General features: G+C 71.1%; 24 protein-coding genes, 2 tRNA genes and 1 riboswitch. Of the genes, 13 read left to right on the top strand and 13 right to left on the bottom strand.

Going from position 1 to position 26,988, the window contains the following annotated elements:
- Positions 1–22: 22 nt before the first annotated feature.
- A complete protein-coding gene (locus ACFXKZ_RS23675; RefSeq protein WP_380002934.1) occupies positions 23–2,656 on the bottom strand; it encodes a valine--tRNA ligase in 2,634 nt (877 codons plus the stop codon).
- A 248-nt stretch (positions 2,657–2,904) separates the two neighbouring features.
- Between ACFXKZ_RS23675 and ACFXKZ_RS23670 the strand changes: the two genes are divergently transcribed.
- Together ACFXKZ_RS23670 and ACFXKZ_RS23665 are read left to right on the top strand one after the other, a co-directional pair.
- Positions 2,905–3,615: a hypothetical protein gene (locus tag ACFXKZ_RS23670; protein ID WP_380002933.1), complete on the top strand. Its 711-nt coding sequence runs from the start codon at positions 2,905–2,907 to the stop codon at positions 3,613–3,615.
- Positions 3,616–3,736: 121 nt separating this feature from the next.
- Positions 3,737–4,399: a hypothetical protein gene (locus ACFXKZ_RS23665; RefSeq protein ID WP_380002932.1), complete on the top strand. Its 663-nt coding sequence runs from the start codon at positions 3,737–3,739 to the stop codon at positions 4,397–4,399.
- A 235-nt stretch (positions 4,400–4,634) separates the two neighbouring features.
- On the opposite strand, the gene clpX is transcribed toward ACFXKZ_RS23665, so the two are convergent.
- The 5 genes from clpX to ACFXKZ_RS23640 all read right to left on the bottom strand — a co-directional run bounded on the left by clpX (position 4,635) and on the right by ACFXKZ_RS23640 (position 9,472).
- Positions 4,635–5,915, bottom strand: coding sequence for an ATP-dependent Clp protease ATP-binding subunit ClpX (gene clpX / locus ACFXKZ_RS23660; RefSeq protein ID WP_078979485.1), 1,281 nt, complete (start codon positions 5,913–5,915; stop codon positions 4,635–4,637).
- Positions 5,916–6,080: 165 nt separating this feature from the next.
- The gene (locus tag ACFXKZ_RS23655; protein ID WP_078977234.1) at positions 6,081–6,743 is read right to left on the bottom strand and encodes an ATP-dependent Clp protease proteolytic subunit; all 663 of its coding nucleotides are present in this window, start codon (positions 6,741–6,743) and stop codon (positions 6,081–6,083) included.
- A gap of 105 nt (positions 6,744–6,848) precedes the next feature.
- Positions 6,849–7,490, bottom strand: a complete 642-nt coding sequence (locus ACFXKZ_RS23650) for an ATP-dependent Clp protease proteolytic subunit (RefSeq protein WP_380002931.1) — start codon at positions 7,488–7,490, stop codon at positions 6,849–6,851.
- A 362-nt stretch (positions 7,491–7,852) separates the two neighbouring features.
- On the bottom strand, positions 7,853–9,280 hold the full coding sequence (gene tig / locus ACFXKZ_RS23645; RefSeq protein ID WP_380002930.1) for a trigger factor: 1,428 nt from the start codon (positions 9,278–9,280) through the stop codon (positions 7,853–7,855).
- Between the two features lie 116 nt (positions 9,281–9,396).
- Positions 9,397–9,472: transfer RNA gene (locus tag ACFXKZ_RS23640), tRNA-Pro, on the bottom strand.
- A 96-nt stretch (positions 9,473–9,568) separates the two neighbouring features.
- Here ACFXKZ_RS23640 and ACFXKZ_RS23635 point away from each other — a divergent pair.
- Positions 9,569–9,642: transfer RNA gene (locus ACFXKZ_RS23635), tRNA-Gly, on the top strand.
- A gap of 237 nt (positions 9,643–9,879) precedes the next feature.
- Here ACFXKZ_RS23635 and ACFXKZ_RS23630 read toward each other — a convergent pair.
- Positions 9,880–10,722: an EamA family transporter gene (locus tag ACFXKZ_RS23630; protein WP_380002929.1), complete on the bottom strand. Its 843-nt coding sequence runs from the start codon at positions 10,720–10,722 to the stop codon at positions 9,880–9,882.
- Positions 10,723–10,871: 149 nt separating this feature from the next.
- Between ACFXKZ_RS23630 and ACFXKZ_RS23625 the strand changes: the two genes are divergently transcribed.
- The 3 genes from ACFXKZ_RS23625 to ACFXKZ_RS23615 all read left to right on the top strand — a co-directional run bounded on the left by ACFXKZ_RS23625 (position 10,872) and on the right by ACFXKZ_RS23615 (position 14,053).
- Positions 10,872–11,765 (top strand): ADP-ribosylglycohydrolase family protein, encoded by an 894-nt coding sequence (locus ACFXKZ_RS23625; RefSeq protein WP_380002928.1) that lies wholly within the window; start codon positions 10,872–10,874, stop codon positions 11,763–11,765.
- A 284-nt stretch (positions 11,766–12,049) separates the two neighbouring features.
- On the top strand, positions 12,050–12,844 hold the full coding sequence (locus tag ACFXKZ_RS23620) for a hypothetical protein (protein ID WP_380002927.1): 795 nt from the start codon (positions 12,050–12,052) through the stop codon (positions 12,842–12,844).
- A 333-nt stretch (positions 12,845–13,177) separates the two neighbouring features.
- Positions 13,178–14,053 (top strand): hypothetical protein, encoded by an 876-nt coding sequence (locus tag ACFXKZ_RS23615; RefSeq protein WP_380002926.1) that lies wholly within the window; start codon positions 13,178–13,180, stop codon positions 14,051–14,053.
- A 56-nt stretch (positions 14,054–14,109) separates the two neighbouring features.
- Here the strand turns inward: ACFXKZ_RS23615 and ACFXKZ_RS23610 are convergent, their stop codons facing one another.
- Together ACFXKZ_RS23610 and ACFXKZ_RS23605 are read right to left on the bottom strand one after the other, a co-directional pair.
- Positions 14,110–15,108 (bottom strand): LacI family DNA-binding transcriptional regulator, encoded by a 999-nt coding sequence (locus tag ACFXKZ_RS23610; protein ID WP_380002925.1) that lies wholly within the window; start codon positions 15,106–15,108, stop codon positions 14,110–14,112.
- Positions 15,109–15,268: 160 nt separating this feature from the next.
- Complete coding sequence (locus tag ACFXKZ_RS23605; protein ID WP_380002924.1) at positions 15,269–17,053, bottom strand: bifunctional metallophosphatase/5'-nucleotidase; 1,785 nt, start codon at positions 17,051–17,053, stop codon at positions 15,269–15,271.
- 241 nt (positions 17,054–17,294) lie between these two features.
- On the opposite strand from ACFXKZ_RS23605, the gene ACFXKZ_RS23600 reads away from it, so the two are divergent.
- Positions 17,295–18,107: an integrase gene (locus ACFXKZ_RS23600; RefSeq protein WP_380002923.1), complete on the top strand. Its 813-nt coding sequence runs from the start codon at positions 17,295–17,297 to the stop codon at positions 18,105–18,107.
- A gap of 116 nt (positions 18,108–18,223) precedes the next feature.
- Here the strand turns inward: ACFXKZ_RS23600 and ACFXKZ_RS23595 are convergent, their stop codons facing one another.
- From ACFXKZ_RS23595 to ACFXKZ_RS23585, 3 genes are all read right to left on the bottom strand, one after another.
- Positions 18,224–18,715, bottom strand: coding sequence for a glutathione peroxidase (locus ACFXKZ_RS23595; RefSeq protein ID WP_380002922.1), 492 nt, complete (start codon positions 18,713–18,715; stop codon positions 18,224–18,226).
- 95 nt (positions 18,716–18,810) lie between these two features.
- Positions 18,811–19,758 (bottom strand): NAD-dependent epimerase/dehydratase family protein, encoded by a 948-nt coding sequence (locus ACFXKZ_RS23590; protein ID WP_380002921.1) that lies wholly within the window; start codon positions 19,756–19,758, stop codon positions 18,811–18,813.
- A gap of 261 nt (positions 19,759–20,019) precedes the next feature.
- Positions 20,020–20,391, bottom strand: coding sequence for a hypothetical protein (locus tag ACFXKZ_RS23585; protein WP_380002920.1), 372 nt, complete (start codon positions 20,389–20,391; stop codon positions 20,020–20,022).
- Positions 20,392–21,225: 834 nt separating this feature from the next.
- Between ACFXKZ_RS23585 and ACFXKZ_RS23580 the strand changes: the two genes are divergently transcribed.
- The 6 genes from ACFXKZ_RS23580 to ACFXKZ_RS23555 all read left to right on the top strand — a co-directional run bounded on the left by ACFXKZ_RS23580 (position 21,226) and on the right by ACFXKZ_RS23555 (position 25,856).
- Positions 21,226–22,086, top strand: a complete 861-nt coding sequence (locus ACFXKZ_RS23580; protein WP_380002919.1) for a class II aldolase/adducin family protein — start codon at positions 21,226–21,228, stop codon at positions 22,084–22,086.
- Between the two features lie 138 nt (positions 22,087–22,224).
- Entirely contained in the window at positions 22,225–22,770 is a 546-nt protein-coding gene (locus ACFXKZ_RS23575) for an RDD family protein (protein WP_380002918.1), read from the top strand.
- A 174-nt stretch (positions 22,771–22,944) separates the two neighbouring features.
- Positions 22,945–23,155, top strand: a riboswitch (cobalamin riboswitch).
- Positions 23,156–23,182: 27 nt separating this feature from the next.
- Complete coding sequence (locus ACFXKZ_RS23570) at positions 23,183–23,896, top strand: energy-coupling factor ABC transporter permease (RefSeq protein WP_380002917.1); 714 nt, start codon at positions 23,183–23,185, stop codon at positions 23,894–23,896.
- Positions 23,893–24,273, top strand: a complete 381-nt coding sequence (locus ACFXKZ_RS23565) for an energy-coupling factor ABC transporter substrate-binding protein (RefSeq protein WP_380002916.1) — start codon at positions 23,893–23,895, stop codon at positions 24,271–24,273. The genes ACFXKZ_RS23570 and ACFXKZ_RS23565 overlap by 4 nt, the downstream gene beginning before the upstream one ends.
- 3 nt (positions 24,274–24,276) lie before the next feature.
- Complete coding sequence (gene cbiQ, locus ACFXKZ_RS23560) at positions 24,277–25,020, top strand: cobalt ECF transporter T component CbiQ (protein ID WP_380002915.1); 744 nt, start codon at positions 24,277–24,279, stop codon at positions 25,018–25,020.
- Positions 25,017–25,856, top strand: a complete 840-nt coding sequence (locus tag ACFXKZ_RS23555; RefSeq protein WP_380002913.1) for an energy-coupling factor ABC transporter ATP-binding protein — start codon at positions 25,017–25,019, stop codon at positions 25,854–25,856. Before cbiQ ends, ACFXKZ_RS23555 begins: the two co-directional genes overlap by 4 nt.
- Before the next feature lie 12 nt (positions 25,857–25,868).
- On the opposite strand, the gene ACFXKZ_RS23550 is transcribed toward ACFXKZ_RS23555, so the two are convergent.
- On the bottom strand, positions 25,869–26,978 hold the full coding sequence (locus ACFXKZ_RS23550; RefSeq protein WP_380003150.1) for a PP2C family protein-serine/threonine phosphatase: 1,110 nt from the start codon (positions 26,976–26,978) through the stop codon (positions 25,869–25,871).
- Positions 26,979–26,988 lie beyond the last annotated feature (10 nt).

The following is a 26,988-nucleotide window of genomic DNA, read 5'->3' as shown; positions in this document are numbered from 1 at the left end:
CCGGGCCGCGCGGCCGTACGGGTCAGGCCGAGGGCAGCCGGTCCAGCTGGCCCTCGATGCGTGCGATGTCGGCCTCGGCGCCGGCCAGCTTCTCCCGGACCTTGTCCACCACGTCGGGGGCGGCCTTGGCCAGGAAGCCCGCGTTGCCGAGCTTCTTGGTGTTCACGTCGCGGACCTTCTGCGCCTCGGCCAGGTCCTTGGACAGCCGCTTGCGCTCGGCGGCGAAGTCGATCGCGCCGGACAGGTCCAGCTCGATCAACGCGCCCGCGACCGGGAAGGACGTGGTCGCCGAGAAGCCCTCGCCGGCCGGCGTGCAGCGGGCGAGTTGCCGCAGCGCCGCCTCGTGCGCGGCGATCGCGGTGCCCGCGAGCGAGATGTTGGCCGGCACCCGCTGGCCGGGCTTGAGGCCCTGGTCCGAGCGGAACCGGCGGACCTCGGTGACCACCTGCTGGAGGGTGGTGATCTCGGCCTCGGCGGCCGGGTCGGCGAACCCGCTCGGCGCCGGCCATTCGGCGACCACCAGCGACTCGCCGCCGGTGAGCGTGGTCCACAACTCCTCGGTGACGAACGGCACGACCGGGTGCAGCAGCCGCAGCGTCACGTCGAGCACGTGGCCGAGCACGCGCCGGGTGGCCCGGGCCGCGGCCTCGTCGTCGCCGTTGAGCGGGAGTTTGGCCAGCTCGACATACCAGTCGAAGACCTCGTCCCAGGCGAAGTGGAACAGCGTGTCGGACAACTTCGCGAACTGGTAGTCCTCGTAGTAGGCGTCCACCTCCGCCACCACCGCGTCCAGGCGGGACAGGATCCAGCGATCGGTCGCCGACAGGTGCTCGGCGGCCGGCATCGGGCCCTCGACGGTGGCGCCGTTCATCAGCGCGAACCGGGTGGCGTTCCAGATCTTGTTGCAGAAGTTGCGCGAGCCCTGGACCCAGTCCTCGCCGATCGGCACGTCGGTGCCCGGGTTGGCGCCGCGGGCCAGGGTGAAGCGCAGCGCGTCGGTGCCGTACGCGTCCATCCAGTCGATCGGGTCGACCACGTTCCCGAACGACTTGGACATCTTCTTGCCGAACTGGTCGCGGACCAGGCCGGTGAGCGTGATGGTGTGGAACGGCGCCTGGCCGTCCATCGCGTACAGGCCGAACATCATCATCCGGGCGACCCAGAAGAAGATGATGTCGTGGCCGGTGAGCAGCACGTCGGTCGGATAGAACTTGGCCAGGTCGGCGGTTTGTTCGGGCCAGCCGAGGGTGGAGAAGGGCCACAGGCCGGAGGAGAACCACGTGTCCAGCACGTCGGTGTCCTGCGTCCAGCCCTCGCCGGTGGGCGCCTCGTCGTTCGGGCCCACGCAGACCGTCTCGCCGTTCGGGCCGTACCAGACCGGGATGCGGTGGCCCCACCACAGCTGCCGCGAGATGCACCAGTCGTGCATGTTGTCGACCCAGGCGAAGTAGCGCCCGGCCAGCTCCTGCGGGTGGATGGCCACCCGGCCGTCGCGCACCGCGTCGCCGGCGGCCTTGGCCAGCGGCTCGACCCTGACCCACCACTGCATGGACAGGCGCGGCTCGACGGTGGTCTTGCAGCGCGAGCAGTGCCCCACGGCGTGGGTGTACGGGCGCTTCTCGGCGACGATCCGGCCCTGCTCGCGCAGCGCGGCCACGATCGCGAAGCGCGCCTCGTAGCGGTCCAGGCCCTGGAACGGGCCATGCGCCGTGACGATCGCGCGCTCGTCCATGATCGTCGGCATCGGCAGGTCGTGCCGGCGGCCGATCTCGAAGTCGTTCGGGTCGTGCGCCGGGGTCACCTTGACCGCGCCGGTGCCGAACTCGGGGTCCACGTGCTCGTCGGCCACGATCGGGATCCGCCGACCGGTGAGCGGCAGTTCGATCTCGGTGCCGACCAAGTGCGCGTAGCGCTCGTCGCTCGGGTGCACCGCGACGGCCGTGTCGCCGAGCATGGTCTCGGCGCGGGTGGTGGCCACCACGATCGAGGCGTCGCCGTCGCCGTAGCGGATCGAGACCAGCTCGCCCTCGTCGTCCTGGTGCTCGACCTCGATGTCGGAGATCGCGGTCAGACAACGCGGACACCAGTTGATGATGCGCTCGGCGCGGTAGATCAGCTCGTCGTCGTAGAGCCGCTTGAAGATGGTCTGCACGGCCCGGGACAGGCCCTCGTCCATGGTGAAGCGCTCACGCGACCAGTCGACGCCGTCGCCGAGTCGGCGCATCTGGCCGAGGATCTTCCCGCCGTACTCTTCCTTCCACTGCCAGACCCGGTCCACGAACGCCTCACGGCCCAGGTCGTGCCGCGACTTGCCCTCCTTGGCCAGCTCGCGCTCGACCACGTTCTGGGTGGCGATGCCGGCGTGGTCCATGCCGGGCAACCACAGCGCCTCGAAGCCCTGCATGCGCTTGCGGCGGGTGAGCGCGTCCATGAGCGTGTGCTGGAACGCGTGACCGAGGTGCAGCTGCCCGGTCACGTTCGGCGGCGGGATGACGATCGTGTATGGCGGCTTGTCGCTCTTGGCGTCGGCCTCGAACCAACCCGCGGCTACCCAGCGCTCGTACAGCTTCCCCTCTACCTCGGCGGGGGTGTACTGGGAGGGAAGGGCCTGCGGCTGCTCGGCGGCAGCGGCTGCGGGAGTGGTGTTCTCGGTCACCGCCCCAGTCTACGGAAGGCGCGTGGGCGCCTTCGACGCGGCGGGGAGAGCGCGACGGCGCGGCGGGCGCGGGCCGGTTTCGCGTCGACGGCGTCCCGCGCTTGTCACCGTGCTGTCACCGCGACCCCGCCGGTCGGCGGGCACCGCTAGCTTGCGGTACGAGCCGTTCCGGTTTCGCCGATCACGCGTCGGTCGCAGCGTCGGGAGCGGCCCGATATCCGTGAGTTCTCGAATCCGGGGGGATTTTCGTGCGTACTCGCACCATGACACTGCTCACCGCCGTCACCGTCTCGCTGCTCGGGGCGACCGTGCTGACGGGCTGCCAGGCCAAGGACGACAAGGACGACAAGGCCGACCGCAGCGGCCCGGCACAGGCCGCGACGGCCCTGCCGGACAAGGCCACGTCGACCGCGGCCGTCACGAAGCCGCCGACCCTGCCGCCCGGCAAGGACGTGTCGAACGGGCCGTCGACGTCGGCCCGGCCGGCCGGCTCGGACGGTGTCCTGCGGCTCCGGCCGTCCGCCCAGGCCGGTGGCCTGGCCCGGCTGCTCGACGGGCCGAGCGACGTCCCGGTCGATCCGGGCGAGGTGCGCTCGCCCGCGAACAACGTGCTGGTCGCGGCCTACGGCGCGGCCGGGTCCGGCCCGCGCTCGGTGTTGTTCGTCGGGGTGGACGGGATGACCGGGATCGACGGGAAGCGTCTGGAGCACATGGTCCGCGGCATGGTGGACTACGTGGACGCCACCGAGGGCGGCGTTCCGTCGGGGCTCGCCATGAAGGGCTACGACCCGGGCCCGCTGGGCGGCACCCTGGAGTGTGTACCCGCCCAGGACGCCCGGCCGGCGGCGATCTGCGGGTGGGCGGACAAGTACACCACGGCCGTGGCCTACTTCGACCGGTTGTCGGCGGACCAGGCCGCGGTGAAGTTCAAGGCGATGCGCGCGGATCTGGAGAAGTAGCGCCCGTCGGCGACGCGCGGGGCCGGCCGGTCGAACGCCGGTTCGCGCGTCGCCTCGCGGCGCCGCCGTCGTTGTACCGGGTACCGATGACGTACGGCCGGACCACGGGGCGGTGGGGGCGATGGGCGACGGATACGGCGGCGGGCAGGGGCCCGGGACGGGCGGGGCGGGGTATCCGTTCGGCCCGCCGGGCGACCCGGACCCGGGGGGCGCGAGCCGGTCGCGGGACCGGTTCACGCTCCTGGCGGGCGTGATCGGCAGCGTGGTCGTGGTGACGGTCGCCGTGGTGACCGTGCTCCTGCTCCTGGAGACCGGCGGCGAGCCGGCCCGCACGCCGCCCGGCCTGCCCGTCGCGCCGGCCGCCGCGCGGATGTCGGGGCCGCTCGCGATGCCTTCCGCGATCGAGGGCCGCGGACCGGTGGCCCGTACCGAACTTCCGCCCGCGGTGACCGAGTTGACCGCGACGATGGCCCGCACCTTCGCCGACGTGCGCACCGAGGTCTTCGGCGGCGCACAGACCCGGGAGACGGTGTTGCTGACCTTGGCGAGCAGGCGCGAGACGGAGCCGGTGGCCTACGTCCGGGATTTCGTACCGGCGGTCGCGACGCCCGAGGAGACGCCGGTGCCCGGCGGTCCGCCGGGGCTGCTCCGCTGCTGGCACAACCCCACCACGGCGATGTGCCTGTGGGGCGACGAGCACGACCTGATCTACGTCAGCGACGGCGCGGGCACCGACCACGCCCGCCTGGTGATCGCCAACGTGTACGCGGGCACCGCCCGCTGAGCCGGGCATCGGGGTCGGGGCTAGCGCGTGTCTTCAGACCCCCGCCGAGCTCCACGACGCCCGGCACCGCACCTCGCCGCCCCGGAGAAACAGGCGAATAGAACCACTATGCACCTGCTTCTCCGGCACGCCGATGCACGGCATCCGCCCTTCGGGCTCCTCGCTGCGCTCACGCCGCGGAGCCCGACGGGGGTCTGAAGACACGCGCTGGCACGCCACCCCGACCCGGCCTGACTCAGGCGCTCTTGTCGCGCCGCTCGCGCTTGACCACGTCGCGCGGCACGAGCGTGGGGTTGACGTGCTTGAGCACCACCTGGTCGGTGACCACCACGCGGGCCACGTCCTTGCGGGACGGGACCTCGTACATCACCGACTGGAGCACCTCTTCGAGGATCGCGCGCAGGCCGCGGGCACCGGTGCCGCGCATGATCGCCTGATCGGCGATCGCCTCCAGCGCCTCCATCTCGAAGTCCAGCTCGACGCCGTCGAGTTCGAACAGCCGGCGGTATTGCTTCACCAGCGCGTTCTTGGGCTCGGTCAGGATCTGGATCAGCGCCTCGCGGTCCAGGTTGTGCACCGAGGTGAGCACCGGGAGCCGGCCGATGAACTCGGGGATCATGCCGAACTTGAGCAGGTCCTCGGGCATCACGTCGGCGAACGAGTCGGCGCTCTCCACATCGCGCTTGGAGCGGATCTGCGCGCCGAAGCCGATGCCCTTGCGGCCGACCCGGCCCTCGATGATCTTCTCCAGGCCGGCGAACGCGCCGCCCACGATGAACAGCACGTTCGTCGTGTCGATCTGGATGAACTCCTGGTGCGGGTGCTTGCGCCCGCCCTGCGGCGGCACACTCGCGGTGGTGCCCTCGATGATCTTCAGCAGCGCCTGCTGGACACCCTCGCCGGACACGTCGCGGGTGATCGAGGGGTTCTCGCTCTTGCGAGCGATCTTGTCCACCTCGTCGATGTAGATGATCCCGGTCTCGGCCTTCTTGACGTCGTAGTCGGCCGCCTGGATCAGCTTGAGGAGGATGTTCTCCACGTCCTCGCCGACGTAGCCCGCCTCGGTGAGCGCGGTGGCGTCGGCGATGGCGAACGGCACGTTGAGCATCCGGGCCAGGGTCTGCGCCAGGAGCGTCTTGCCGCAGCCGGTCGGCCCGAGCAGCAGGATGTTCGACTTGGCCAGCTCCACGCCGTCGTCGCGCGAGGCCTTGCCCGCCTCGCCGGCCTGGACCCGCTTGTAGTGGTTGTACACCGCAACCGAGAGCGCCTTCTTGGCGACTTCCTGCCCGACCACGTAGCCGTCGAGGAATTCGTAGATCTCCCGCGGCTTGGGAAGCTCCTCGAACTTCAACTCGGAGGACTCGGAGAGCTCCTCCTCGATGATCTCGTTGCACAGGTCGATGCACTCGTCGCAGATGTAGACACCCGGACCGGCAATGAGCTTCTTCACCTGCTTCTGGCTCTTTCCACAGAACGAGCACTTGAGCAGGTCGCCACCGTCACCGATGCGTGCCACGAGGTGCATCTCCTTCGCCTGGGCCCCGGATGTGTACCGGACCTGGTGCCTGGTCTTTCGACGGTACCCCGCCGGAATCTCCGCTCCCCCGGTTTCCCCCGGTTTTGACCATCAACCGGTCACCGTTGTCCGGTCGGCGGCAAGCCGCCGACCGGGCGGGGACAACTAGCCGACGACCTTCCGAGGTGCGGTGATCTCGTCGATGAGGCCGTACGCGAGCGCCTCTTCGGCCGTCAGAATCTTGTCGCGCTCGATGTCGTCGCGAATCTGCTCGATCGGCTTGGTCGTGTGCTTGGCGAGCATCGTCTCCAGCATGGTGCGCATGCGCTGGATCTCACGAGCCTGGATCTCCAGGTCGCTGACTTGCGCGCGCCCGGTTTCACTGTACGGCTGGTGGATGAGGATGCGGGAGTTCGGCAGCGCCATTCGCTTGCCCGGAGTTCCCGCGGCGAGCAGAACGGCCGCGGCGGAGGCCGCCTGGCCCATGCACACCGTCTGGATGTCGGGGCGCACGAACTGCATCGTGTCGTAGATCGCGGTGAGCGCCGTGAAGGACCCGCCGGGCGAGTTGATGTACATCGAGATGTCCCGATCGGGGTCCATCGACTCGAGCGTCAGGAGCTGCGCCATCACGTCGTTGGCCGACGCGTCGTCGACCTGGACGCCGAGGAAGATGATCCGCTCTTCGAACAGCTTGGTGTACGGGTCCTGCTCGCGGTAGCCCTGCGACGTGCGCTCGATGAAGCGCGGCAGGACGTAGCGGCTCTCGGCGCTGCGCGAGGCCAGGGGTGCCAGGCCCTCGGGCCGGTGGAACAGATTGTCGTTCATGAAATCTCAGCCCTCCGGGACTGCGGACTCGACTCGGTTGCCGGGCGACCGGTGACCGCCGTCAGCGCTTGTCGGCTGTGCGGTCGGTCGGTACGGACGCCGGGATCAGCTGGTGCTGCCGGTGTTGGGAACCTCGGCCGCACTGCGAACCACGTGGTCCACCAGGCCGTATTCCTTGGCCTCTTCGGCGGAGAACCAGCGGTCGCGGTCCGAGTCGTGCTCGATCTTCTCGGGGGTCTGCCCGGAATGGTGTGCGATCAGGTGAGTCATCTTGCGCTTGGTGCGCAGCAGCTGCTCGGCCTGGATCTTGATGTCGGACGCCGAGCCGCCGAGGCCGGCGGACGGCTGGTGCATCAGGATCTCGGAGTTGGCCAGCGCGATGCGCTTGCCGGGGGCTCCGGCGGTCAACAGGAACTGGCCCATGGAGGCGGCCAGGCCCATCGCGACGGTCGCGACATCGTTGCTGATCCACTGCATCGTGTCGTAGATCGCCATACCGGCGGTGATGGAGCCACCGGGCGAGTTGACGTAGAGCCAGATGTCCTTTTCCGGGTCCTCCGCGTTCAGCAGCAAAAGCTGGGCGGAGATCGCGTTGGCGATCTGGTCCTCGACGACCGAGCCGAGGAAGATGATCCGCTCGCGCAGCAACCGGTTGTAGACCTGGTCGTCGAGCCCCATCCCACCCGGCTGAGATGCACGCGAAGTGGGCACCGCGAGCCCCGGAGTCACGATCTGCGGATTCGTCACGTATCCACCTGCTCGTTTCCGACGGCAATCCCGAGCCGTCACGAAGTCGACCTTGGGAGGCACCTGCTTTTGTGGCGGGTGACCCCCTTCGTACAGCGACCCTAACGCGCGGATCGTCGCAGGCCATCCCAGACTCAGGACTGTTCGCCCAGAGCGCAGCAGGGCGATATCCGGCCGGTGACGGGGTAGTCGCGCGCGGATCGCACCCCGGGTCGACCACCGGGCCCCGGATGCCTCCACGAAGGCGTGTGCGCGCTTCCACGGGCCTTCGGAGCATGCCGACGGGCCCGGCCCCCGCCGAAGCGGGGACCGGGCCCGGGTGTCGCGTGCCGCGCCGGTCGTGGCCGACGCGGGAGGGTGGATCAGGCCTCGGCCTTGTCCGTCGCGGTCTCGTCCGTGCCGGTCTCGTCCGTCGCCGCGGCCTCTTCGGTCTCGGCGTGGTCGTGGCCCTCGTGGTCGTCCGCGTGCAGGTCGACACCGAGGCCGACCTCGTTGCCCGAGGCGTCCTTGGCCTTGGCGCCCTTGGCGATGACCTCCAGGGCCTTGCCGCGGGCGACCTCGCCGACCAGGACCGGCACGTAGCCGGACTGCATGACCTGCTGGGCGAACTGGTCGGGGCTCATGCCGGACTGCTGCGCCCGCTGGATGAGGTGCTGGGTCAGCTCTTCCTGGTTGACGGAGAGCTGCTCCTTCTTGACGACCTCGTCGAGCACGAACTGGGCGCGCATGCCCTTGCGCACGCTGTCCTGGAGCTCTTCCTCGTACTCCTCGGCGGTCTGGCCCTGGATCTCCAGCCACTTGGCCAGGTCCATGCCCATCATGCCGAGCTGCTGCTCCAGCTGACCGCGGCGCTGCTCGATCTCCTCGGTGACGATGCTCTCCGGCAGCGGCACCTCGATCTGCTCCAGCAGAGCTTCGAGGACCTTGTCCCGGCCCTCGTTCTGCTGGTCGTGCAGCTTCTGGTGGCCCAGCTTCTCGCGCAGGTCCGCCTTCAGCTCCTCCAGCGTGTCGAACTCGCTGGCCAGCTGCGCGAAGTCGTCGTCGAGCTCGGGGAGCTCCTTGGCCTTGACGGTGGTCACCACGACCGAGACCTCGGCGGTCTGCCCGGCGGCGCTGCCACCCTGGAGCTCGGTCTCGAAGGTCTTGGTCTCGCCGGCCGACGCGCCGATGACGGCGGCGTCGAGGCCGTCCAGCATCGTGTCGCCGCCGATCTGGTACGACATCGCCTTAGCGACGCCGTCCTCCAGGACCTCGCCGTCGACCTTGGCCTCGATGTCGATGACGACGGTGTCGCCCTCGGCCGCGGCCCGCTCGACGGTGTTCAGCGCACCGAAGCGGTCGCGCAGCTCCTCGATCTTCTCGGCGACGTCCTCGTCGGTGACGGTGATGTCATCGACCTCGACCTCGATGCCGGAGTAGTCCGGCAGCTCGATCTCGGGACGGGTGTCGACCTCTGCGGTGAACTTCAGATCGGCGCCGCCGGCCAGCTCGGTCACGTCGGTGACCTCGGTGACCTCGGGCTGGCCCAGCACGCGCAGCTCGTTCTCCTCGACGGCCTTGCCGTACGACGAGGACAGGATGTCGTCGAACGCCTCGACGAAGACGGCCTCGCGACCGAAGCGCTGGTCGATGATGCGCGCCGGGATCTTGCCCTTGCGGAAGCCCGGGACCGTCACCTGCTTGCCGATCTTCTTGTACGCCGCGTCGAGGCTGGGCTTCAGCTCCTCGGAGGGAACCTCGACGGTGAGCCGAACCCGGGTCGGGTTCAACGTCTCGACGGCGCTCTTCACGGTAAGGGTCTCCTTGCTGCGGGCTGTTCTTCCGGGCCTGTGCATCTTGCCTGACGGCACACTGAAGGTTCAGAACCGGTGGTACCGATCCATCCTGCAGCGAATTCTCGATGTGGTGGTCGGGGCGGGGAGACTCGAACTCCCGATCTCCTGCTCCCAAAGCAGGCGCGCTAGCCACTACGCTACGCCCCGTGGCGCCCGATGAAGTCTAGAGGACGACACGCTAGAGTCTGCACTGGCCGCGCACCAATCCGCTAACCTAGGCGCCACGTGCACGCCACACCAGCTGCGGGTGTAGCTCAATGGTAGAGCCCTAGCCTTCCAAGCTAGTGGTGCGAGTTCGATCCTCGTCACCCGCTCCAGAGGCAAAGGCCCAGGTCGGAGGCTGTTTCTCCGGACTGGGCCTTTGTCGTACCCGGCTGCGGCTCGTGGGGGCTTCGGTCCCGACCCGGTGGACCTTGGTCCCGACTTCTTCGGGTTGTCGCCGGTCACCCGGAGTGGATTTCCCGATCTCTTGCGGGCCCGATCGGTCGGTGGGCTCGATAAGAAAAGTCGCCAATCTCACTTTTTGTCCCGGTTGGCGGGTTTGCTCCGGTGGGCTACGCGATGTTGATCGCGGTGATGCCGAGCAGGACCAGGATCGTGGCGGCGAGACGGTGGCGGCCGTAGGTCTCGTGGAAGACGACCGTGCCGATCACGGCGCCGATCACCACCGAGGTTTCCCGCAGGGCGGCGATGGTGGCCAGGGTGCCTCGGGTCTGGGCCCAGATGACCAGGGTGTATGCGGCGATCGACATGGCGCCGCCGAGCAGGCCCCAGGCGCGTTGCGGGTTGCGCTCGCGGGTGGGGTCGCGGCGCAGGCGCAGTCGCAGGACCACGATGGTCGGGGCCGATTCGAGGACGAAGAGCCAGGCCGCGTACGACATCGCCGAGCCGGAGGAGCGGGCGCCGACGCCGTCCAGGACGGTGTACAGCGCGATCGCGCAGCCGGTGGCGAACGCAGCCGCGACGGCGGCGGCCTCGGCCCGGCGCGGTATCCCGCCGGCCAGGGCGAGCACGAGCATCCCGATCGAGATCACCACCACGCCGACGGTCTGCGTCACGGTGAGGTATTCGTGCAGCAGGGTCACCCCGATCAGCGCGGTGACCCACGGGGAGGTGCCCCGGGCGATCGGGTACACCTGACCGAAGTCGCCGAGCCGATAGGTCTCCAGCAGCAGCAGGTTGTACACCGTGTGCAGGGCGGCCGAGCCGAGCAGCCAGGGCCAGGCACCGGCCGCCGGGACGCCGACGAACGGCAGGCAGACCAGCCCGATGCCCAGGCTCGCCACCTGGATCATGAGCATGGTCGCGAGTCGGTCCTTGAGGCCGTGCGCGAGCGCGTTCCAGGCGGCGTGCAGCCCGGCCGAGCCGAGTACGGCGGCGGTGACCGCCGGGGTCACGCGCGAACCGCGAGCCGGCGGTCGACCCCGGATATGGCGCCCGGGAGGGGGAACTCGCAGCCGGACGCGGGTAGCTGATGACACGTCATTCGGATCATCCAAGCACGGCGGGCACGATAATGGCCGTCCATATGACCCATCACTCCTCCATGACCCATCACTCCTCCGCCCTCGCCTCGCTGCGCGGCCTCGCGCTCGGCGACGCCCTGGGCGCCCAGTTCTTCGTCCCCGACAACCTCCCCCACCTGGCCGACCGTCGCCTTCCGGCCGGCGAGTGGCCGTGGACCGACGACACCGAAATGGCCTGCGTTCTGCACGCCGAACTGACCCTGCGCGGGCGGGTCGATCAGGACGCGTTGGCCCGGGCGTTCGCGGTGCGGCACGACTTCGATCGGGGCTACGGGCCCTCGACGAACCGGATGTTGCGCCTGGTGCGCCAGGGCGGCGACTGGCGGACGTTGGCCGCCGAACCGTTCGATGGGCAGGGCTCGTGGGGCAACGGGGCCGCGATGCGGGTGGCGCCGCTGGGCGCGTGGTTCGCGGCCGACCTCGACGCGGTGGTGGAGCAGGCGGCGCGTTCGGCCGAGGTGACGCACACCCACCCCGGGGGCGTCGCGGGCGCGGTGGCGGTGGCCGTGGCGGCGGCGGGCGCGGCCACACTGGAGCAGCCGGAGCCGGCCGACTTCATCGCCTTCGTCCGGGACCGCACCCCCGCCGGACTGGTCCGTGAACGCCTGGGAGCGGCACTGGAGTTGGTGGGCCGGACGGACTCCCGAGCGGTGGGTCGCACGCTCGGCAACGGCCGCCTGGTGAGCGCCCCCGACACCGTGCCGTTCGCGATCTGGTCGGCGGCCCGGCATCTCGACGACTACGCGGCGGCGTTCTGGTCGACCGCGAGCGCGGGCGGGGACGTGGACACGACGTGCGCGATCGTCGGGGGAATCGTCGGCGTTCGGGCCGAGTTGCCGGCCGGGTGGGTCGCGAATGTGGAGACGCTGCCGACGTGGTGGCGCGAGGTGATCGAGGCCGATCGGCTTAAATAGTTGGCAAAGGCGAGAGCGCTGCACCATGATGAGCGCGCTCTCGTCATCCGGGCCCGGACTCCCCTGCTGTGCGGGGTGGTTCGCGTCGCATCGCACGGGAGCCCTCGGCCCGTTCGCCGTCGCATGCACGTCTCGTGGGGGGACGTCGATCGGCGCACGGTCGCTGCCACCGCCTTCCTGACGGCCGATCACATCCCGCCGGTCCGCACCGCCTCGTCCGCTCCCTCGTGACAACGCGGTGCGGCCCGGGACACGGCCGACCTTCCCCGGAGGATTCCGTCTTCATGCGCAAGTCCCTGTTTCGGTCGAGTTCGCTGGTGATCATCGGTTCGGTGGTGTTCGCGGCGACCGCGTGCGGCTCCGACGACGACAAGAAGACCGAGGGGAAGCCCGCCGCGAGCAGCGTGACCACCACGACCCCGGTCACCGCGCCCCCGCCCGCCGCGGGGGCGCCGAGCGCGGGGGCACCGAGCGCACCGGTCGCCTCGGGTGCCCCTGGCGGAACCCCGCTGACCGCCGCACAGTTGGAGAAGGCGGTCCTCACGGCGACCGAGCTGCCGCAGGGCACCTACCTCACCCGGGAGCCGAAGGCGGCCGGCGAGCGGGTGACGGCGGTGATGGCCGACTGCCAGCCGGTCACCGACCTCTTGGCACCGCGACAGGGTGCCGTCAAGCCGGTCGCCGTGGCACAGGCCATCGTGACGATCGGCGGCGCTCCGATGCCGTCGACGGGGATCACGACCGAGTTGTTCTCGTTCGCGGGCACCGACGCGGAAACGATCCTGGGCAAGGCGCGTACCGCGCTCGCGAAGTGCGGTTCGCTCACCACGAAGGACGCCGAGGGCGAGACCTCGACGGTCAAACACGCCGAGGCGGCCCACCCCAAACTGGGCGACGAGACGCTCGCGATCCACAGCACGCCGGAGGACGGCGGCAGCGGCGGGCAGGTCGTGGTCCGCGTCGGCGGCACGTTGGTGGTCGTCAGGATCGTCGAGTTCACCGGCACCACTCCCAAGCTGCCGGACATCGCGACGGTGACCAGGCAGGTCGAGAAGGTCGTGGCGGCGGCCAAGGGCTGATCCGTGGCCGGTGGGTCGGTCTTGGACCGGCTCACCGCCCTCGCTGTCGTCCGGGAGCGAATCCGGGGAGCGTACGGGCTTTTTGACGGTTGGTCAGGCCTCGATGCGGGTGGCGCCGCACGGTTGGCAAAGGCGAGGGGCGTCCGCGATGATGAGGCCCCTCGCGTCGCCGACCGAGCCCTGTCCGCGCCGGGGTGGGGCGCGCCGCGCCGCCTCGTGGCGTGTGGCCGGCGGTGGCGGTTTCCGTTCCGCTTGTTCGTGTGATTCCGGTCGTCCGGATCGTCCAGGCCCCCGCGGCGGGGTCGGGGCCCGTTGCTTCGGAGGAAGGCGCGTATGCGCAGGATCGTGATCCGGGTGGGCACGGCGGCGGTTGCCGGGGCCCTGCTTCTGGCCGCCACCGCGTGTGGTCGGGACGAGGAGGCACTGGCGCGCGAGTACGAGGCCGGCCGGGCGACCGCGCCGGCCGTGAGCGGGGCCGGCGTACCGTCGACGCCGGCCGGCACGACACCTGCCACGGGTCCGGCCGCCAAGGCCGCGCCGAGCGTGGCTCCGCCGGCCGCGACCACCGCGCCGGGGGAGCCGCCGCCGGCGCTGCCGCCCATCGAGGAGTCCTCCACGCCGACCGGGGCCGGGACCGGATCCGATCCGACCGCGCAATCCCGGCTCGACGCCGCGCTGTTGACCGCCGGCGAGATGCCCGCGGGCGGCTACGACGGCTCGCGCGGCGACCCCGAGACCCCGGAGCGGGCCCAACAGCCCTCCTGCCAACCGGTGATCGACCTGCTGCGTCCCGGACAGGCGGCCACCGCCCCCATCGCGTCCGCCCAGGCGTCGGTGACCAGGGGCGCTCCGAACCCGACCGGGTTCACCGTCGTCGAGTTGTTCGCCTTCACCGACACCGGCGCCCGGGACCTGTTCGCGCAGGGCCGCCAGGCGCTGCGCGGTTGCCCGTCGATCACCTCGATCGACGCCGACGGCGCGACCGAGACCGACACGTACGCCGAGATCCCGCACGCCGCGCTCGGCGACGAATCGCTCGCGGTCGGGATGAGCCCCGGTGCGGGCGGCGCGCTCGGCGTGATCGTGGTGCGCGTCGGCCCGACGATCGTCGTGGTGAGCAACGCCGACCTGGCCGCGGCCGCCCCCGCCCTGCCGGCCGACGACCTGGTGGCCCGTCAGATCGCCAAGCTGAGGACCGCCGGCGGCTGACGGGTTCCTCGCCCGCCGTCGGGGCACGGCGCGAACAGCCCCGACGGGCGGGCGATTCAGCCCGACTCGCGCGCCCGCATCGCCATGCGCCACAACGTCAGCTCGCCCGCCACCGCGCCCTCGCCCGCCGCGACGATGGCCGCCGCCACCGCGCGCATCGGGATGACCTCCTCGAAGGCCACCGAGGTCAGCCGCGGCCGGACCATCTCACACAGCGTCAGATCGTCGGTGCCGACCACCGCGAGCCGCCCCGGCACATCGAGGCCGGCGTCGGCCAGCGCGCCCAGGAGCAGCGCCGCGTACTCGTCGTTGTAGCCGTACACCCCGTCGGGGCAGTCCCCGGCGCGCCACTGCTCCACGATCCGCGCCGCCTCGGCCGTGTTCTCCGCCATCTCCACCACGCGGACCGTGCCGCCGGCCGCCTCGGCGCAGGCCCGAAAGCCCGCCAGCCGTTCCCGCCCGATCTCGACCAACCCCGGCTCGCGCGGCACCACCACGGCGAAATCGCGTCGCCCGCCCGCGATCAGGTGTTCCGCGGCGCACGCGCCGGCCGCCGCGTGGTCGATCCTCAGGGTGAGCGCGACCGGCACCGCGCTGTGCCCCAGGGCCACCACGGCGGTTCCGCGCGCGGTGAGGTATTCCACGCCCTCGGCGGACATGCGCTCGGGCAGCACCAGGACCACGGTGGGGTTCAGCGCGCCCCACGCCTTGGCCGCCTCGATGCCGTGCGCGGCGGGATTGCCGTGGATCACCAGGGTGTGGCCGATCCCGTGCAACTCGCGGGCCAGGCCGTCGAGGAACCGCTGGATGAGTTGGCCGAACGGCACCACGTAGGTGGGCACGATCACCAGGTCGGTGCGCCCGCGCCGGAGCGAACGCGCGTCCGAGCGCGGCTCGTAGCCCAGCTCGGCGGCCACCTCCCGCACCCGCCGTCGGGTCTCCTCGGGGATGCGCGCGTCCTGCACGTCGTTCATCGCGTACGACACGGTGGCGCGCGAAACGCCTGCGGCACGGGCCACATCGGCCCCGGTCGGGGGGCGTCTCGGTGTGCTCATGGGGCGATTGTGGCCCAGTCGCGGGGCGAACCGGGCATCCGGGCCGCCCGATCACCCCCGTGTCGGCACGCCCGCCGGGGGCGTGCCGCACCGGCGCGCCGATACGTCGGAAGGGCCCGGCCCGCGCGGGACCGGGCCCTTCCGGGCGATCAACCGCGGGTCACCCGATGAAGGTGATCCGGTCCGCCGCCGGCGGCGCGAGCGGCGCGCTCGCCGACGAGTGGGCGGCGAAGTAGGCCAGCAGCGCCTCCAGGTCGGATCCGCCGACCAGCTTGTTCGTACCGGTCTTGAAGGCGGCGAAGCCGTCGCCGCCACCGGCCAGGAACTCGTTCGCACTGACCTTGTAGGTCGCGGCCGGGTCGATCGGCACACCGTTCAGCTTGACGCTGCCCGGCACGATCTTCTCGGCACCCGTCCTGGACCGGTCGGTCGTGTAGGTCAGGCCCTTCGAGATCTGCAGCACCTTCGGGTTGGCCGCGTTGGCGCCGGAGTACTGCTGCGCCAGGATGTCGAGCACCGCCTGACCCTTGAGGTCGAGGGTCTGCATCATGTTGGTGAACGGCTGCACCGTGAACGCCTCGGCGTAGGTGACCACGCCGTTGCCCTCGGCTCCGGCGGCGGCGTATTGCAGGTCGGATCGGATGCCGCCCGGGTTCATGAAGGCGATCTGCGCGCCGCCCTGGTCGGCCGGCGCGGTCGCCTCCAGTTGCGCGTCGGCGATCACGTCGCCCAGCGGGGTCTCGGGCGTGGTGGCGCCGCGGCCGCGGATGTCGGCGCTGATGTAGCCGATCGAGCGGTTCGCCACCGGTGCGGCGAGCTTTTGCCAGTCGGCGAGCAGTTGCGTCAGGTCCGGGGCCTTCGGGGTGTCCCGGCGCACGACCGTGTTCTGTGCCTTGACCGAGGTGCGCACGATGTCGCGGGTGCGCTTGTCGTAGGTCAGGTCGATCTTGGTGTACATCTTCCCGTAGGACGACGCGCTGGTGACCATGCGCGGCTTGCCCGCCGGGTCCGGGATGTTGCACGCGTACGCCTGGTGGGTGTGGCCGGTGACCACGAGGTCGATCGCCGGGTCCAGGTTCTTGGCGATGTCCACGACCGGGCCGGACAGGCCCAGGTTGCCGCCCGCGTTGCAGTCGTAGTTGTACGCGTTGCTCGTCGGCAGGCCGCCCTCGTGCAGCAGCACCACGATCGACTCGACGCCGAACAGCCGCAGCCACGGCACGATGGCGTTGGCGGTCTTGACCTCGTTCTTGAAGGTCAGGCCCTTGACGCCCTCGGCGGTGACGATGTTCGGCGTGCCCTCCAGGGTCATGCCGATGAAGCCGACGCGTGCGCCGCCCACGTTCTTGATGCTCACCGGCGCCAGGATCGGCAGCCCGGTGCGCTCGTCGAGCACGTTCGCGGCGAGGTACTGGAAGTCGGCGCCCTCGAAGGTGCGGCCGGGCGTGTAGCAGCCCTCCTTGGGGTGGCAGCCGCCGTACTGCATGCGCTGCAGTTCCTTCTTGCCCTCGTCGAACTCGTGGTTGCCCACGGAGGTGACGTCGAGGCCGACCTTGTTCAGCGCCTCGATCGTCGGCTCGTCGTGGAAGAGCCCGGAGAGCAGCGGGCTCGCGCCGATCATGTCGCCGGCCGCGATGGTCAGCGAGTTGGGGTTCTTCGCCCGCTCGGCGCGCAGTTGGGTGGCCAGGTGCTCGATGCCGCCGGCCGGGATCGAGACGGGTTTGCCGTCGGGACCGATCTCGGTGACGTTTCCGGCGGAACCCTGCGGTTCCTCCAGGTTGCCGTGCAGGTCGTTGAGCGCCAGGAATTCGAGGTCCGTCGTGCCGGAGGGCCGGCCGCGGTCGGCGTCCGTGCCGGCCGTCGCGGTGCCGCCCATGGTGAGCAGGCTCGCGGCGACCAGGCCGGTGAGAGCGAGGCGACCGCGGCGTCGTCCAATCCCGAACATGGGATCCCTTCGGAGGGCGCGCCGGATGGTGACGCGCGTAGAAGTGGGGCCTGAAGGTGTCTCGAAGCCAGAGAGTAGGGGCAGTTCCCCGGCCCACACGAGACCTCACGCGAAACCGTTTCGTGAAACCGCTGTGAACTTTCCGAGCGTCCCAGGCAGGGGGCATGATCACCGGCCGTTTCCCGGCCTCGGGCTCGGGGCAGCCGTACGGCGTGGCACCTATAAGGGAGGGATGTCCGCGATGCGCGTGGAATTCGCGACCGAACCGGGTCATCCGGGCGGGCCGAACGAGGATTTCGTCGTCGCGGGACCGACGACGCTGGTGCTCCTCGACGGTGTGACGTCGAGTTCGGACAACGGCTGCAAGCACGGTGTGCCCTGGTTCGTCGCGCGGTTGGGCACCGCGTTGTTCACCCACAGCGGCGGGCGCCCGGACCGCTCTCTCGCCGAGTGCCTGCACGACGCGATCGAGGACACCTCGGCGCTGCACGTGGACGGGTGCGACCTGGCCCGGCCCGACGCGCCGGCCGCGACCGCCGTGGTGGTGCGGGTGGTCGAGGACCGGCTGGAATACCTGGTGCTGTCCGATTCGACGCTGCTGATCGAGCGGGACGACGACCTCACCGTGGTCACCGACGATCGACTGGGCGTGGTCGGCGCGGCGGCACGACGCCGACGCGACGCCCATCCGCCGGGCAGTCCGGACTACTTGACGGCGCATCAGGAGTACGCCGACACGGTGCGGGCCACGCGCAACGTGCCCGGCGGCCACTGGGTCGCGGCGGCCGATCCGGCGGCTGCCGGCGAGGCGCTGACGGGTGGTCTGGCACTCGGCGAGGTGCACGCGTTCGCCGCGCTCACCGACGGGGCCAGTCGGCTGGTGGACCGGTTCGGGATCGGCGACTGGGACGGGCTGATGACCACGCTGCGCCACTTCGGCCCGGCGGAACTGCTGGCGCGGGTACGGGCCGCGGAGGCCTCCGACGCGGACGGCGTGCGCTGGCCGCGCGGCAAGGTCTGCGACGACGCGACCGCGGTCTGGGCGCTGATCTGACCCGGTCGATCCGGGATCCGTCCCGCGAAGCGCCTCGTGCGACACCCGCGCCCCGCCTCGTCCGCGAACCCCGGTCGGTGTCGACGCGGGGTTCGGGAACGAGGCGGACGCGCGGGCTATTTGGGTAGGACGCTCTCGATCGCAGCGATCAGGTTCGGGTCGTGCGGGTCGGTCTTGGGGCGGAACCGGCCGACGATGGCGCCGTCGGCGGAGAGCAGGAACTTCTCGAAGTTCCACTGCACGTCACCCGCGCCGCCCTCGGCGTCGGAGGCCGCGGTGAGCACGTCGTAGAGCGGGTGCCGGTCGGCGCCGTTGACGTCGATCTTCTCGGTGAGCGGGAAGGTCACCCCGTAGGTGGTCGAGCAGAACTCCTGAATCTCCTCCGCGCTGCCCGGCTCCTGGCCCATGAACTGGTTGCACGGCACGCCCACCACGGTGAAGCCGCGCGGGCCCAGCTCCTTCTGCAACTCCTCCAGGCCGGTGTACTGCGGGGTCAGGCCGCACTTGGACGCGACATTGACGACGAGTGCCACCTTCCCCCCGGTCACCTCGCCCAGGGTCGTGCTCTCCCCCGCCAGCGTGGCGATGGGGGTATCGAGGATGCCCATGATCGTTGTCCCTCCTGCGTGGTGCCGCCGCAGCCACCCGATCCGAGGACGTGGAGCGCTCCGCGACGGCGCGAGTAAGACGTGACGACTCGACGCTATCGAGCGCGACCCGAAGCCGCCCGACCCGGTCGGGCCGAATCGTCGCGCCGGGAGGCGTATACCCGGGCCAGCCCCGCGCGCCAGTCGACCGCGCACGGCCCGGTGATCGCCGCCCGCTTCGTGGTGTCCTGGATCTGCCCGCGCAGCGTGCCGGGCTGCTCGCGCACCACCACCTCGGCGGGCAGGCCGCTCAGCTCGGCCGTGTACGCCGCCCACTCCTGCACGCTCACCGGCTCGTCGCCGCCCCAGTTGACCACCGTCGCGGGGGTGGACGCCGCGTCCAGGAGCGCCGCCGCCTGGCTGTTGATGTCGTCCTGGTGGATCGGGCTGTACATGCACGGGTCCCAGCGGGTCGTGATCGGCCGGCCGGCCAGCACCGCGTCCATGTGCATCGTCGGCAGTCCGCCGCCGGGGCCGTAGGAGGCGTTCATCCGGGCGATCACCACGGGCAGGTCGAAGGCGCGGGCGCAGTAGCGGGCGACCGCCTCCTCGGCGGTCTTGGACACCGAGTAGGTCGGCGCGTGCGTGACGTTGGCGTCGCCGAGCGGGTCGCTCTCGTGGAAGACGTGCATCGGGTCCGGATGCGGCTTGAGTACCGACGCGGTGGACATCACCAGCGCGGCCTTGGCCCGGCGACAGTGCTGGAGCAGTAGTCCCGTGCCCTCCGCGTTGACCCGCAGCGCCTCGTCGTAGTCGAGTCCGGGGCCCTGGAAGGTGGCCAGGTGCAGGACGTGGGTGAAGTCCTCGGGCAGGTCGTCGAACGCCCCCGAGCCCAGGTCGACGGCGCGCGTGGTCACCCCGAGGGCGTCCACCCGCGCCCGGTCCTCGGCGTTCGAGAAGCGGGCGATGCCCCACACCTCGTTGTCCCGGGCCAGGTATTCGGTCAGCGGATAGGCGATCTGGCCCGCGGGACCGGTGATCAGGATCTTCTCGCCCGACAACATGCGGCTCCTCGGAGGACTCGGGGGACACGATCCGCGCACGATCGGGTGGATGATCGCCCGCGCGAGGTACGTCGAGGCTCGACGGTACATCTGACGTACCGTCATATCCGAGACGGAGCGGGGAGACCAGGGCCGCCGTACGTGTCCCCGGACACCCCGCCGGCGCCCGGCGCACGGGGGTGGCGGGGGCGCCGAGGGTGTCGAGGATGGGTCTGGGCCGGCGCCGGCGCCGGTGGCCTGGGCTCGCCGGCGCGTCCGGGCTCAGACCTCGATCTCCTCCTCGACACGCTTGAGGCTGTGTCGGGCCAGCGCGAGGTTGGCGCGATCCTTCACCAGCACGAGGTACAGGAACAGCCCCTTCCCGGCCCGACCGGACAGCGGTCGGATCAGGTGGTATTGCTTGCCGAGCGTGATCAGGATGTCCTCGATCTGGTCGCCGAGGTGCAACATCTCCATCGTGCGCAGCTTCGCGCGCATCACGTCGGTATTCCCGGCGGCGGCCACATTGAGATCGAGTTCCTTGCTGCCGCCGAGAATTCCGAGCGCCATTCCGCTGGTGTAGTCGACCAGGGCCACTCCCACGGCACCCTCGATCGTCATTGCTTCCTTGAGGGCCGTTTCCATATTGGCCATGATTGCCTCCGGGGCGATCGGCGGTGCGGCTTTCCGGTGGACTCCGACGGGCTCGTCGCCGGACCCGGCCGGTCCCGGGTCCGGATCGCTCGGGAGCGGCCCGCCGACCGCGGTCGCCTCGATCGCTGCGATCGATTCGACCTCGGTCGGCGCGGGGGGATCGGCCTCGACTGCTTCGATGACATCCACCTCGATCGATGGGGCCCGCCCGGGATCGGATCCGGTCGGCGGGTCGGCTGATCTGCGCCGGGACGGTCTGGATCGGCGTGGGGGTGGTGCCATCTCCGCCCAACTCCTCGCGATCGGGCTCCTGGACGCGGGCGCTCGCGCGGGCGTGCCCCGGCGGCCCGCCTCGGTCCTGGCCCGCGACCCCACCCCGTCGCCCCGGCCGGATCCGGGCGCCCCCGCAGGTGGCCGTACGCCGATATTCGCGACCTCCGTGGAATGCACTCCCCCGCCGCTCACCTCACGCGCCCCTTCCCCCTGTATACGTCCGCGCGTACTTTTCCCGTCGCCTTCGAGCGGGTCCGGGAATTCGAGCTCGACTGCTTCGGACTCGACCTCCCGGACTCGCTGAACGGCAGCGTAGGAGCGGCCCGAAGGCGGTCGTGGGCAATATTCGATTAATTGCCGGAAACCCGATCCGCACGACGCTCGCGCGCTAGAATCCCGGTCCTCGTGCTCCCGGGCCCGCGTGCACCGCCTCGGCCCGCGCGCACCGGCTCGCCGCCCCCGACCCCGCGCGATCCGGCGCCCGCGCAAGGCTGTCCCCGGATGTGACTCGCGGGTAGCGTCGGCGGCACCCCTGCGCGCCCCGAGTCCGAGGAGATGGACATGTCCGCCACCGATGCGCCCCGCCCCCAGGACGGCCCGCCGGGCACCGGGCGGTCGGCGCCGCCGCGACCGGTCTCGCCCACCGACCTGAGCTTCGCGCTGCCGCCCACGTTCGAAACCGTCGAGCAGGAGCGCCGGCACCGCAAGGAGCGACTGACCGCGGCGCTGCGGCTGTTCGGCCGGTTCGGCTTCGAGGAGGGGGTGGCCGGGCACATCACCGCGCGCGACCCCGAGTTCGTCGACCACTTCTGGGTCAACCCGTTCGGGATGTCGTTCAAGCACATCACCGTGGACGATCTGATCCTGGTCAACCACGAGGGGCAGGTCGTCGAGGGCCGATTCCACGTCAACCAGGCCGCGTTCGCGATCCACTCGCAGATCCACGCGGCCCGCCCGGACGTGGTCGCCGCGGCGCACAGCCACTCCACGCACGGACGCGCATTGTCCGCGCTCGGGATCCGGCTCGAGCCGATCACCCAGGACGTGTGTCCGTTCTACGAGGACCACGAACTCTTCGACGACTACGCGGGCGTGGTGCTCGACGCCGAGGAGGGACGGCGGATCGCCAAGACGCTCGGCTCGCGCAAGGCGCTGATCCTGCGCAACCACGGTCTGCTCACCGTCGGACAGTCGGTGGACGCGGCGGCGTGGTGGTTCATCACCATGGAGCGCTCATGCCAGGTCCAGCTGTTGGCCCAGGCGGCCGGCGAACTGCGACCGATCTCGCCGGAGAACGCGCGGCTGACCCGGGAGCAGCTCGGCAACGACACGGTGGCGTGGATCAACTACAAGCCGTTGTACGACGTGATCAGCCGCTCCGAGCCGGACCTGTTCGGAATCGACGGCCCGATGACGATCTGATCGTTTTCGGTCGATCCCGCCGATCGATGATCATTTCGCCGCCGCCCGGTCGGGCCCGCTGTCCGCCGACCGGGCGCAATCTCGGCGAGATCGGCCGTGCCGGGAGTCAACCCGCCCGGTTGCGGAAAGTACAACAGCATGTACGAACGGAGCCTTCCGCAGCGGTTCGCGCGCTCGGCCCATCCCGTCGGGCCGCGCGCCCGGGTGTGGCTGCCGACGATCGAACATCGGGTCGGCCCGTCGGTGCTGTACCGGCGGATCGGCCAGTTCGTGGTGGACGTGATCGCCTCCGCGCTGCTGCCCGGCGCGGCGATGTTCCTGTTCGTGCTGCTGCCCACCCACCCCGACGGTTCGATCCGCAGCGGTCCGCTCACCGCGACGATCACCGCCGGTGTGCTCGTGGTCGCGGTGGCGATCCTGTTCTGGTACTGGGTGCTGCGGCCCGCCGAGCACGACGGGCGCACCTGGGGCATGCAGGTGTTCGGGATCCGTGTGGTCGACGTGTCCGGCGGTCGGGCCGGGCGGCGCCAACTGGCGATCCGCTGGGTGCTGTTGTGCGTCGACGCGTTCGCGCTCGGTGTGATCGGGTTGGTCGCGGTGCTCACCAGCGAGCGGGGCCAGCGGGTCGGCGACCGGGTCGCCGGCACCCTGGTGGTCCGTGGGCGCGGCCCCGGACTGGGCTGAGGCCCCGCTTCCCTCTCGGGCAGGGGCGCCCGGTCCCACGATCGCGAGCGTGCCCCGCCCCGACGGGTCGTCGCGCGCCGCCCCGGAATGCGGCTATTGCTCCGCCGCTCCGCCCGCCTTGTGGTCTTGCGCACGGTTTGCAGATGCCACCTTGTCGCCATGTCCACTCGACCACTAGTGTCGGCTCGCCGTGGTGCTCGGGAAGCCGGTTCGATGCCGGCGCGGCCCTCGCCACTGTGATCGGGAAGTTCTCCTCCACCCCCGCGGAAACGTTGATTCGTCGCCTCGGGAAGCCACTGGGACCGCTGTCGCGGACCCGGGAAGGCGGAGCACGTGAACGCACGACCCGTCAGCCAGGAGACCGGCCACGGCGATCGTCCGTCCACGAGGTGTTGGAGAGGGACCCTTCCTCATGCATATCGCCGAGGGTTATCTGCCCTGGGAACACGCCGCCGCCTGGGGCGTCGCGTCGACCCCGTTCGTCGTCCACGGCGCCCGCGCGCTCACCCGTGAGGTGCGCGACCGGCCCGAGAACACCCTGCTGCTCGGTGCGTCCGGCGCCTTCTCGTTCGTACTGTCCGCGCTGAAGATCCCATCCGTCACCGGTAGTTGCTCGCATCCCACCGGCACCGGCCTGGGCGCCATCCTGTTCCGGCCGCCGATCATGGCGGTGCTCGGCACGATCACCCTGCTCTTCCAGGCGCTGTTGCTCGCCCACGGCGGGTTGACCACGCTCGGCGCGAACGTGTTCTCGATGGCGATCGTCGGTCCCTGGGCCGGCTACGGCGCATACCGGCTCGCCCGCTCGCTCCTGGACCGGCGCGGCGGCACCATGCCGCTGGACGTCGCGGTGTTCGCCGGCGCGTTCGTCGCGGACCTGAGCACCTACTGCGTCACCAGCGTGCAGCTCGCCCTCGCCTTCCCCGACCCGGACAGCGGATTCCCGGGCGCGCTGGCCAAGTTCGGCGGCATCTTCTCGCTCACCCAGATCCCGCTGGCGATCAGCGAGGGCCTGCTGACCGTCCTGGTCGTGCGCCTGCTGCGCCAGTCGAGTCGCGGTGACCTGGTCCGCCTCGGCGTGCTGAGCGACGCGCGGCCCGTGCGCGAGGAGGAGAAGAGCAAGTGAAGCGCTCGACGAAGATCAACCTGCTGATCGTGCTGGCCGTGGTGCTGCTCGCGGCGCTGCCCGTGGTGTTCGGCATGGGCGACGACAAGGACGAGCCGTTCACCGGCTCCGACACCCGGGCCGAGACCGCGATCACCGAAAACGACCCCGACTACAAGCCGTGGTTCAGCCCGCTGTACGAGCCGCCGTCCGGCGAGATCGAGTCCGGCCTGTTCGCACTCCAAGCCGCGCTCGGCGCGGGTGTGGTCGGGTACATGTTCGGCGTCAAGCGCACCCGCCGAAAGCTCGCGCCCGAGGCGAGCGACACCCCCGACGAGTCGGGCCCGGGCCCCGATCCGACCGCCGCGCAGGACCCGGTATCGGTCCCGGGTCGCTGACCCGTGTTGCCGATCGACGCGGCGGCGCACGCCAGTGCCTGGCGCCGTCGCCATCCGGCCGACAAGGCCGTGCTCTCCTTCGGGCTGCTCGGGTGCGCGGTGGCGCTGCCGCCGTGGCCCGGCGCGGTGCTGGTCGCGGTCACCGTGCTGACCATCGCGCTCGGCTTCGCCGAGGTGCCCGCCCAACGACTGTGGCGGGCGGCCCGTGCGCCGCTGGGATTCGCGGTGACCGGCGCGCTGACCCTGCTCGTGTCGATCCGCGCGGACGGCGTCGGCTGGGCGCCGGACGGGCCGCGCCACGCGGGCGAGTTGGTGGCCCGCTCCGGTGCGGCCGGGTTGGCGATGTTGTTGTTCGCGTTCACCACGCCGCTGTCGGACGTCCTGCCCCGGCTGACTCGGGTGGGTGTGCCGGCGGCCGTGGTGGACGTGGCGGCGGTGATGTACCGGATGTTGTTCCTGCTCTACGACACCACCGCCCGGATCAACCAGGCCCAGGCCGGGCGGCTCGGGCATCGCACCCGGCGGGCCCGGTGGCGCTCGGTCGCCGGGCTCGGGTCGGCGGTGTTCGTCCACGCCTTCGCGCGGGCCCGGCGGCTGGAGGAAGGGCTGGCCGGGCGCGGCTACGACGGGCGGTTGCGGGTGCTCGTGGACGAGGTGCCCGTCTCGCGCGGCTTCATCGCCCGGTCCGTGCTCCTCGTGGCGGCGGTCGTCGTCGCCACTCTTCTTCTGGGATCGGTGATGCCGTGATTCCGCTGCGGGTACGAGAGGTCGGCTACACCTACGAGGACGGGCCGCCGGTGCTGAGCGGGTTGTCCCTGGCCGTTCCGGCGGGCCGGGCGCTGGCCCTGCTCGGGCCGAACGGCAGCGGCAAGACCACGCTGCTGCGGCTGTTGACCGGTGGCCTGGTGCCGGGTTCGGGTCGGGTGGAGCTGCACGGCACGCCGATTCGGCACGACCGCAAGGGACTTGCCGAACTGCGCCGGGCGGTGCAGCTGGTCGTGCAGGATCCCGACGACCAGCTGTTCTCCGCGTCGGTGGCCCAGGACGTCTCGTTCGGGCCGCTGAACCTCGGGCTCGCGCCGGAGGAGGTGCGCTCGCGGGTGGCCGAGGCGTTGGCCGCGCTGGGCATCGCCGGCCTGGCCGCGCGGCCGGTGCACCTGCTGTCCTTCGGGCAGCGCAAGCGGGTCGCGATCGCCGGCGCGATCGCCATGCGGCCGCAGGTGCTGGTCCTGGACGAGCCGACGGCGGGCCTGGATCCGGCCGGTCAGGAGGCGCTGCTCGACACGCTCGCCGAGCTGCGTGCGGCCGGGACGACGGTGGTGATGGCCACCCACGACGTGGACCTGGCGCTGCGCTGGGCCGACGACGCGGCCGTGCTCGCCGACGGGCGGCTGCACACCGGGCCGGCCGCGGAGCTGCTCGCGGACACCACGCTGCTGGCCGCGGCGAGCCTGCGGCCGACCTGGGCGCACGCGGTGGCCGCGGTACTGATCGCGCACGGGGTGGCCCCGCCCGGCACGCTGCCCCGGACCCCGGCCGAACTGAGCGCCCTGGCGCCGCCCGCGCGGCCACGTACGCACTGACCGCGGCCGGGCTCAGCGTCGGCGCAGCAGCACCACCGCGCGGTCGTCGCCCACGTTGCGCCCGGCCGCCGCCACGATTCGCCGCGCCGCGTCGTGGAAGTCGTCCCGGACCAACCGCTCCGCCTCGCCCAGGAAGCGGTCGATGCCGGTGGCGATGTCCTCGCCGGGCAGTTCCACCATGCCGTCGGTGAACAACAGCAGCGCGTCGCCGTGGTCCAGTCGGCCGCGCACCCCCTCGAACGTGGCGTCGTCGAGCACGCCCAGGAGCGGACCGACCGCCTCGACCACCCGCCACCGTCCGGTCCCGGCGATCCAGTGCACGCCCGGCGGGTGGCCCGCCGACAACAACTCATACTCGCCCGACTCCAGGTCGAGCACCACGTGCACCGCCGTCGCGAAGCCCTCGGCCCATTCCTGGCGGAGCAGGTAGTCGTTGGCGGCCGGCAGGAATTTGTGCGGCGGCAACGACCCGAGCAGCCCGCCGAACGCGCCGGAGAGCATCAGCGCCCGCGTCCCCGCCGCCAGCCCCTTGCCGGAGACGTCGACGAGCACCACTTCGAGCACCCGCCCACCGGTCGAACTGCGGGCGGCGACCAGGAAGTCGCCGGAGAACGACTGCCCGCCGGCCGGTCGCAACACCACCTCGGTGTGCCACTGCGGCGGCAACACCGGCATCTCGCCCTGTGCCCGCAACCGGTCGCGCAGGTCGAACAACATCGACTCGCCGCGCGTCCACTGCACGCCCAGCCGGGTTCGCATCCGGGCCATCAGCAACACGATGCCGGCGACCGCAGCGACCACCAGGACGGAGCCGGCGGTGACCTCGTCGGGGTCGTGCACCCGATCCTCCGCGACCAGCACCCCGGCGGTCGCCGCGTAGAGCAGCAGCAGGCTGGGCATGCGCAGCACCAGGCCGCCGACCAGGATCGGTAGCACCGGTGCGGTCGCCGGGAACCAGTCGCCGTTTAGATCGGAGAGCAGCCCGCACGCGGTGACCGCGACCAGCAGACCGGCCAGCGCGAAGCGGTCGGAGGGGAATACCCGATGCCGCAGCCAGGCCACGAACCGGCGGCCCCGGCGAGCCAGCGCCGCCCGCCTCCCCGTCCGGCTTGCCCGGTTCATCCTGCTCGTC

This window comes from Embleya sp. NPDC059237 (assembly GCF_042754105.1).
Classification (GTDB): domain Bacteria; phylum Actinomycetota; class Actinomycetes; order Streptomycetales; family Streptomycetaceae; genus Embleya.
The sequence above is the reverse complement of the archived record's forward strand: the minus strand, read 5'-3'. Positions and strand labels throughout refer to the sequence as shown.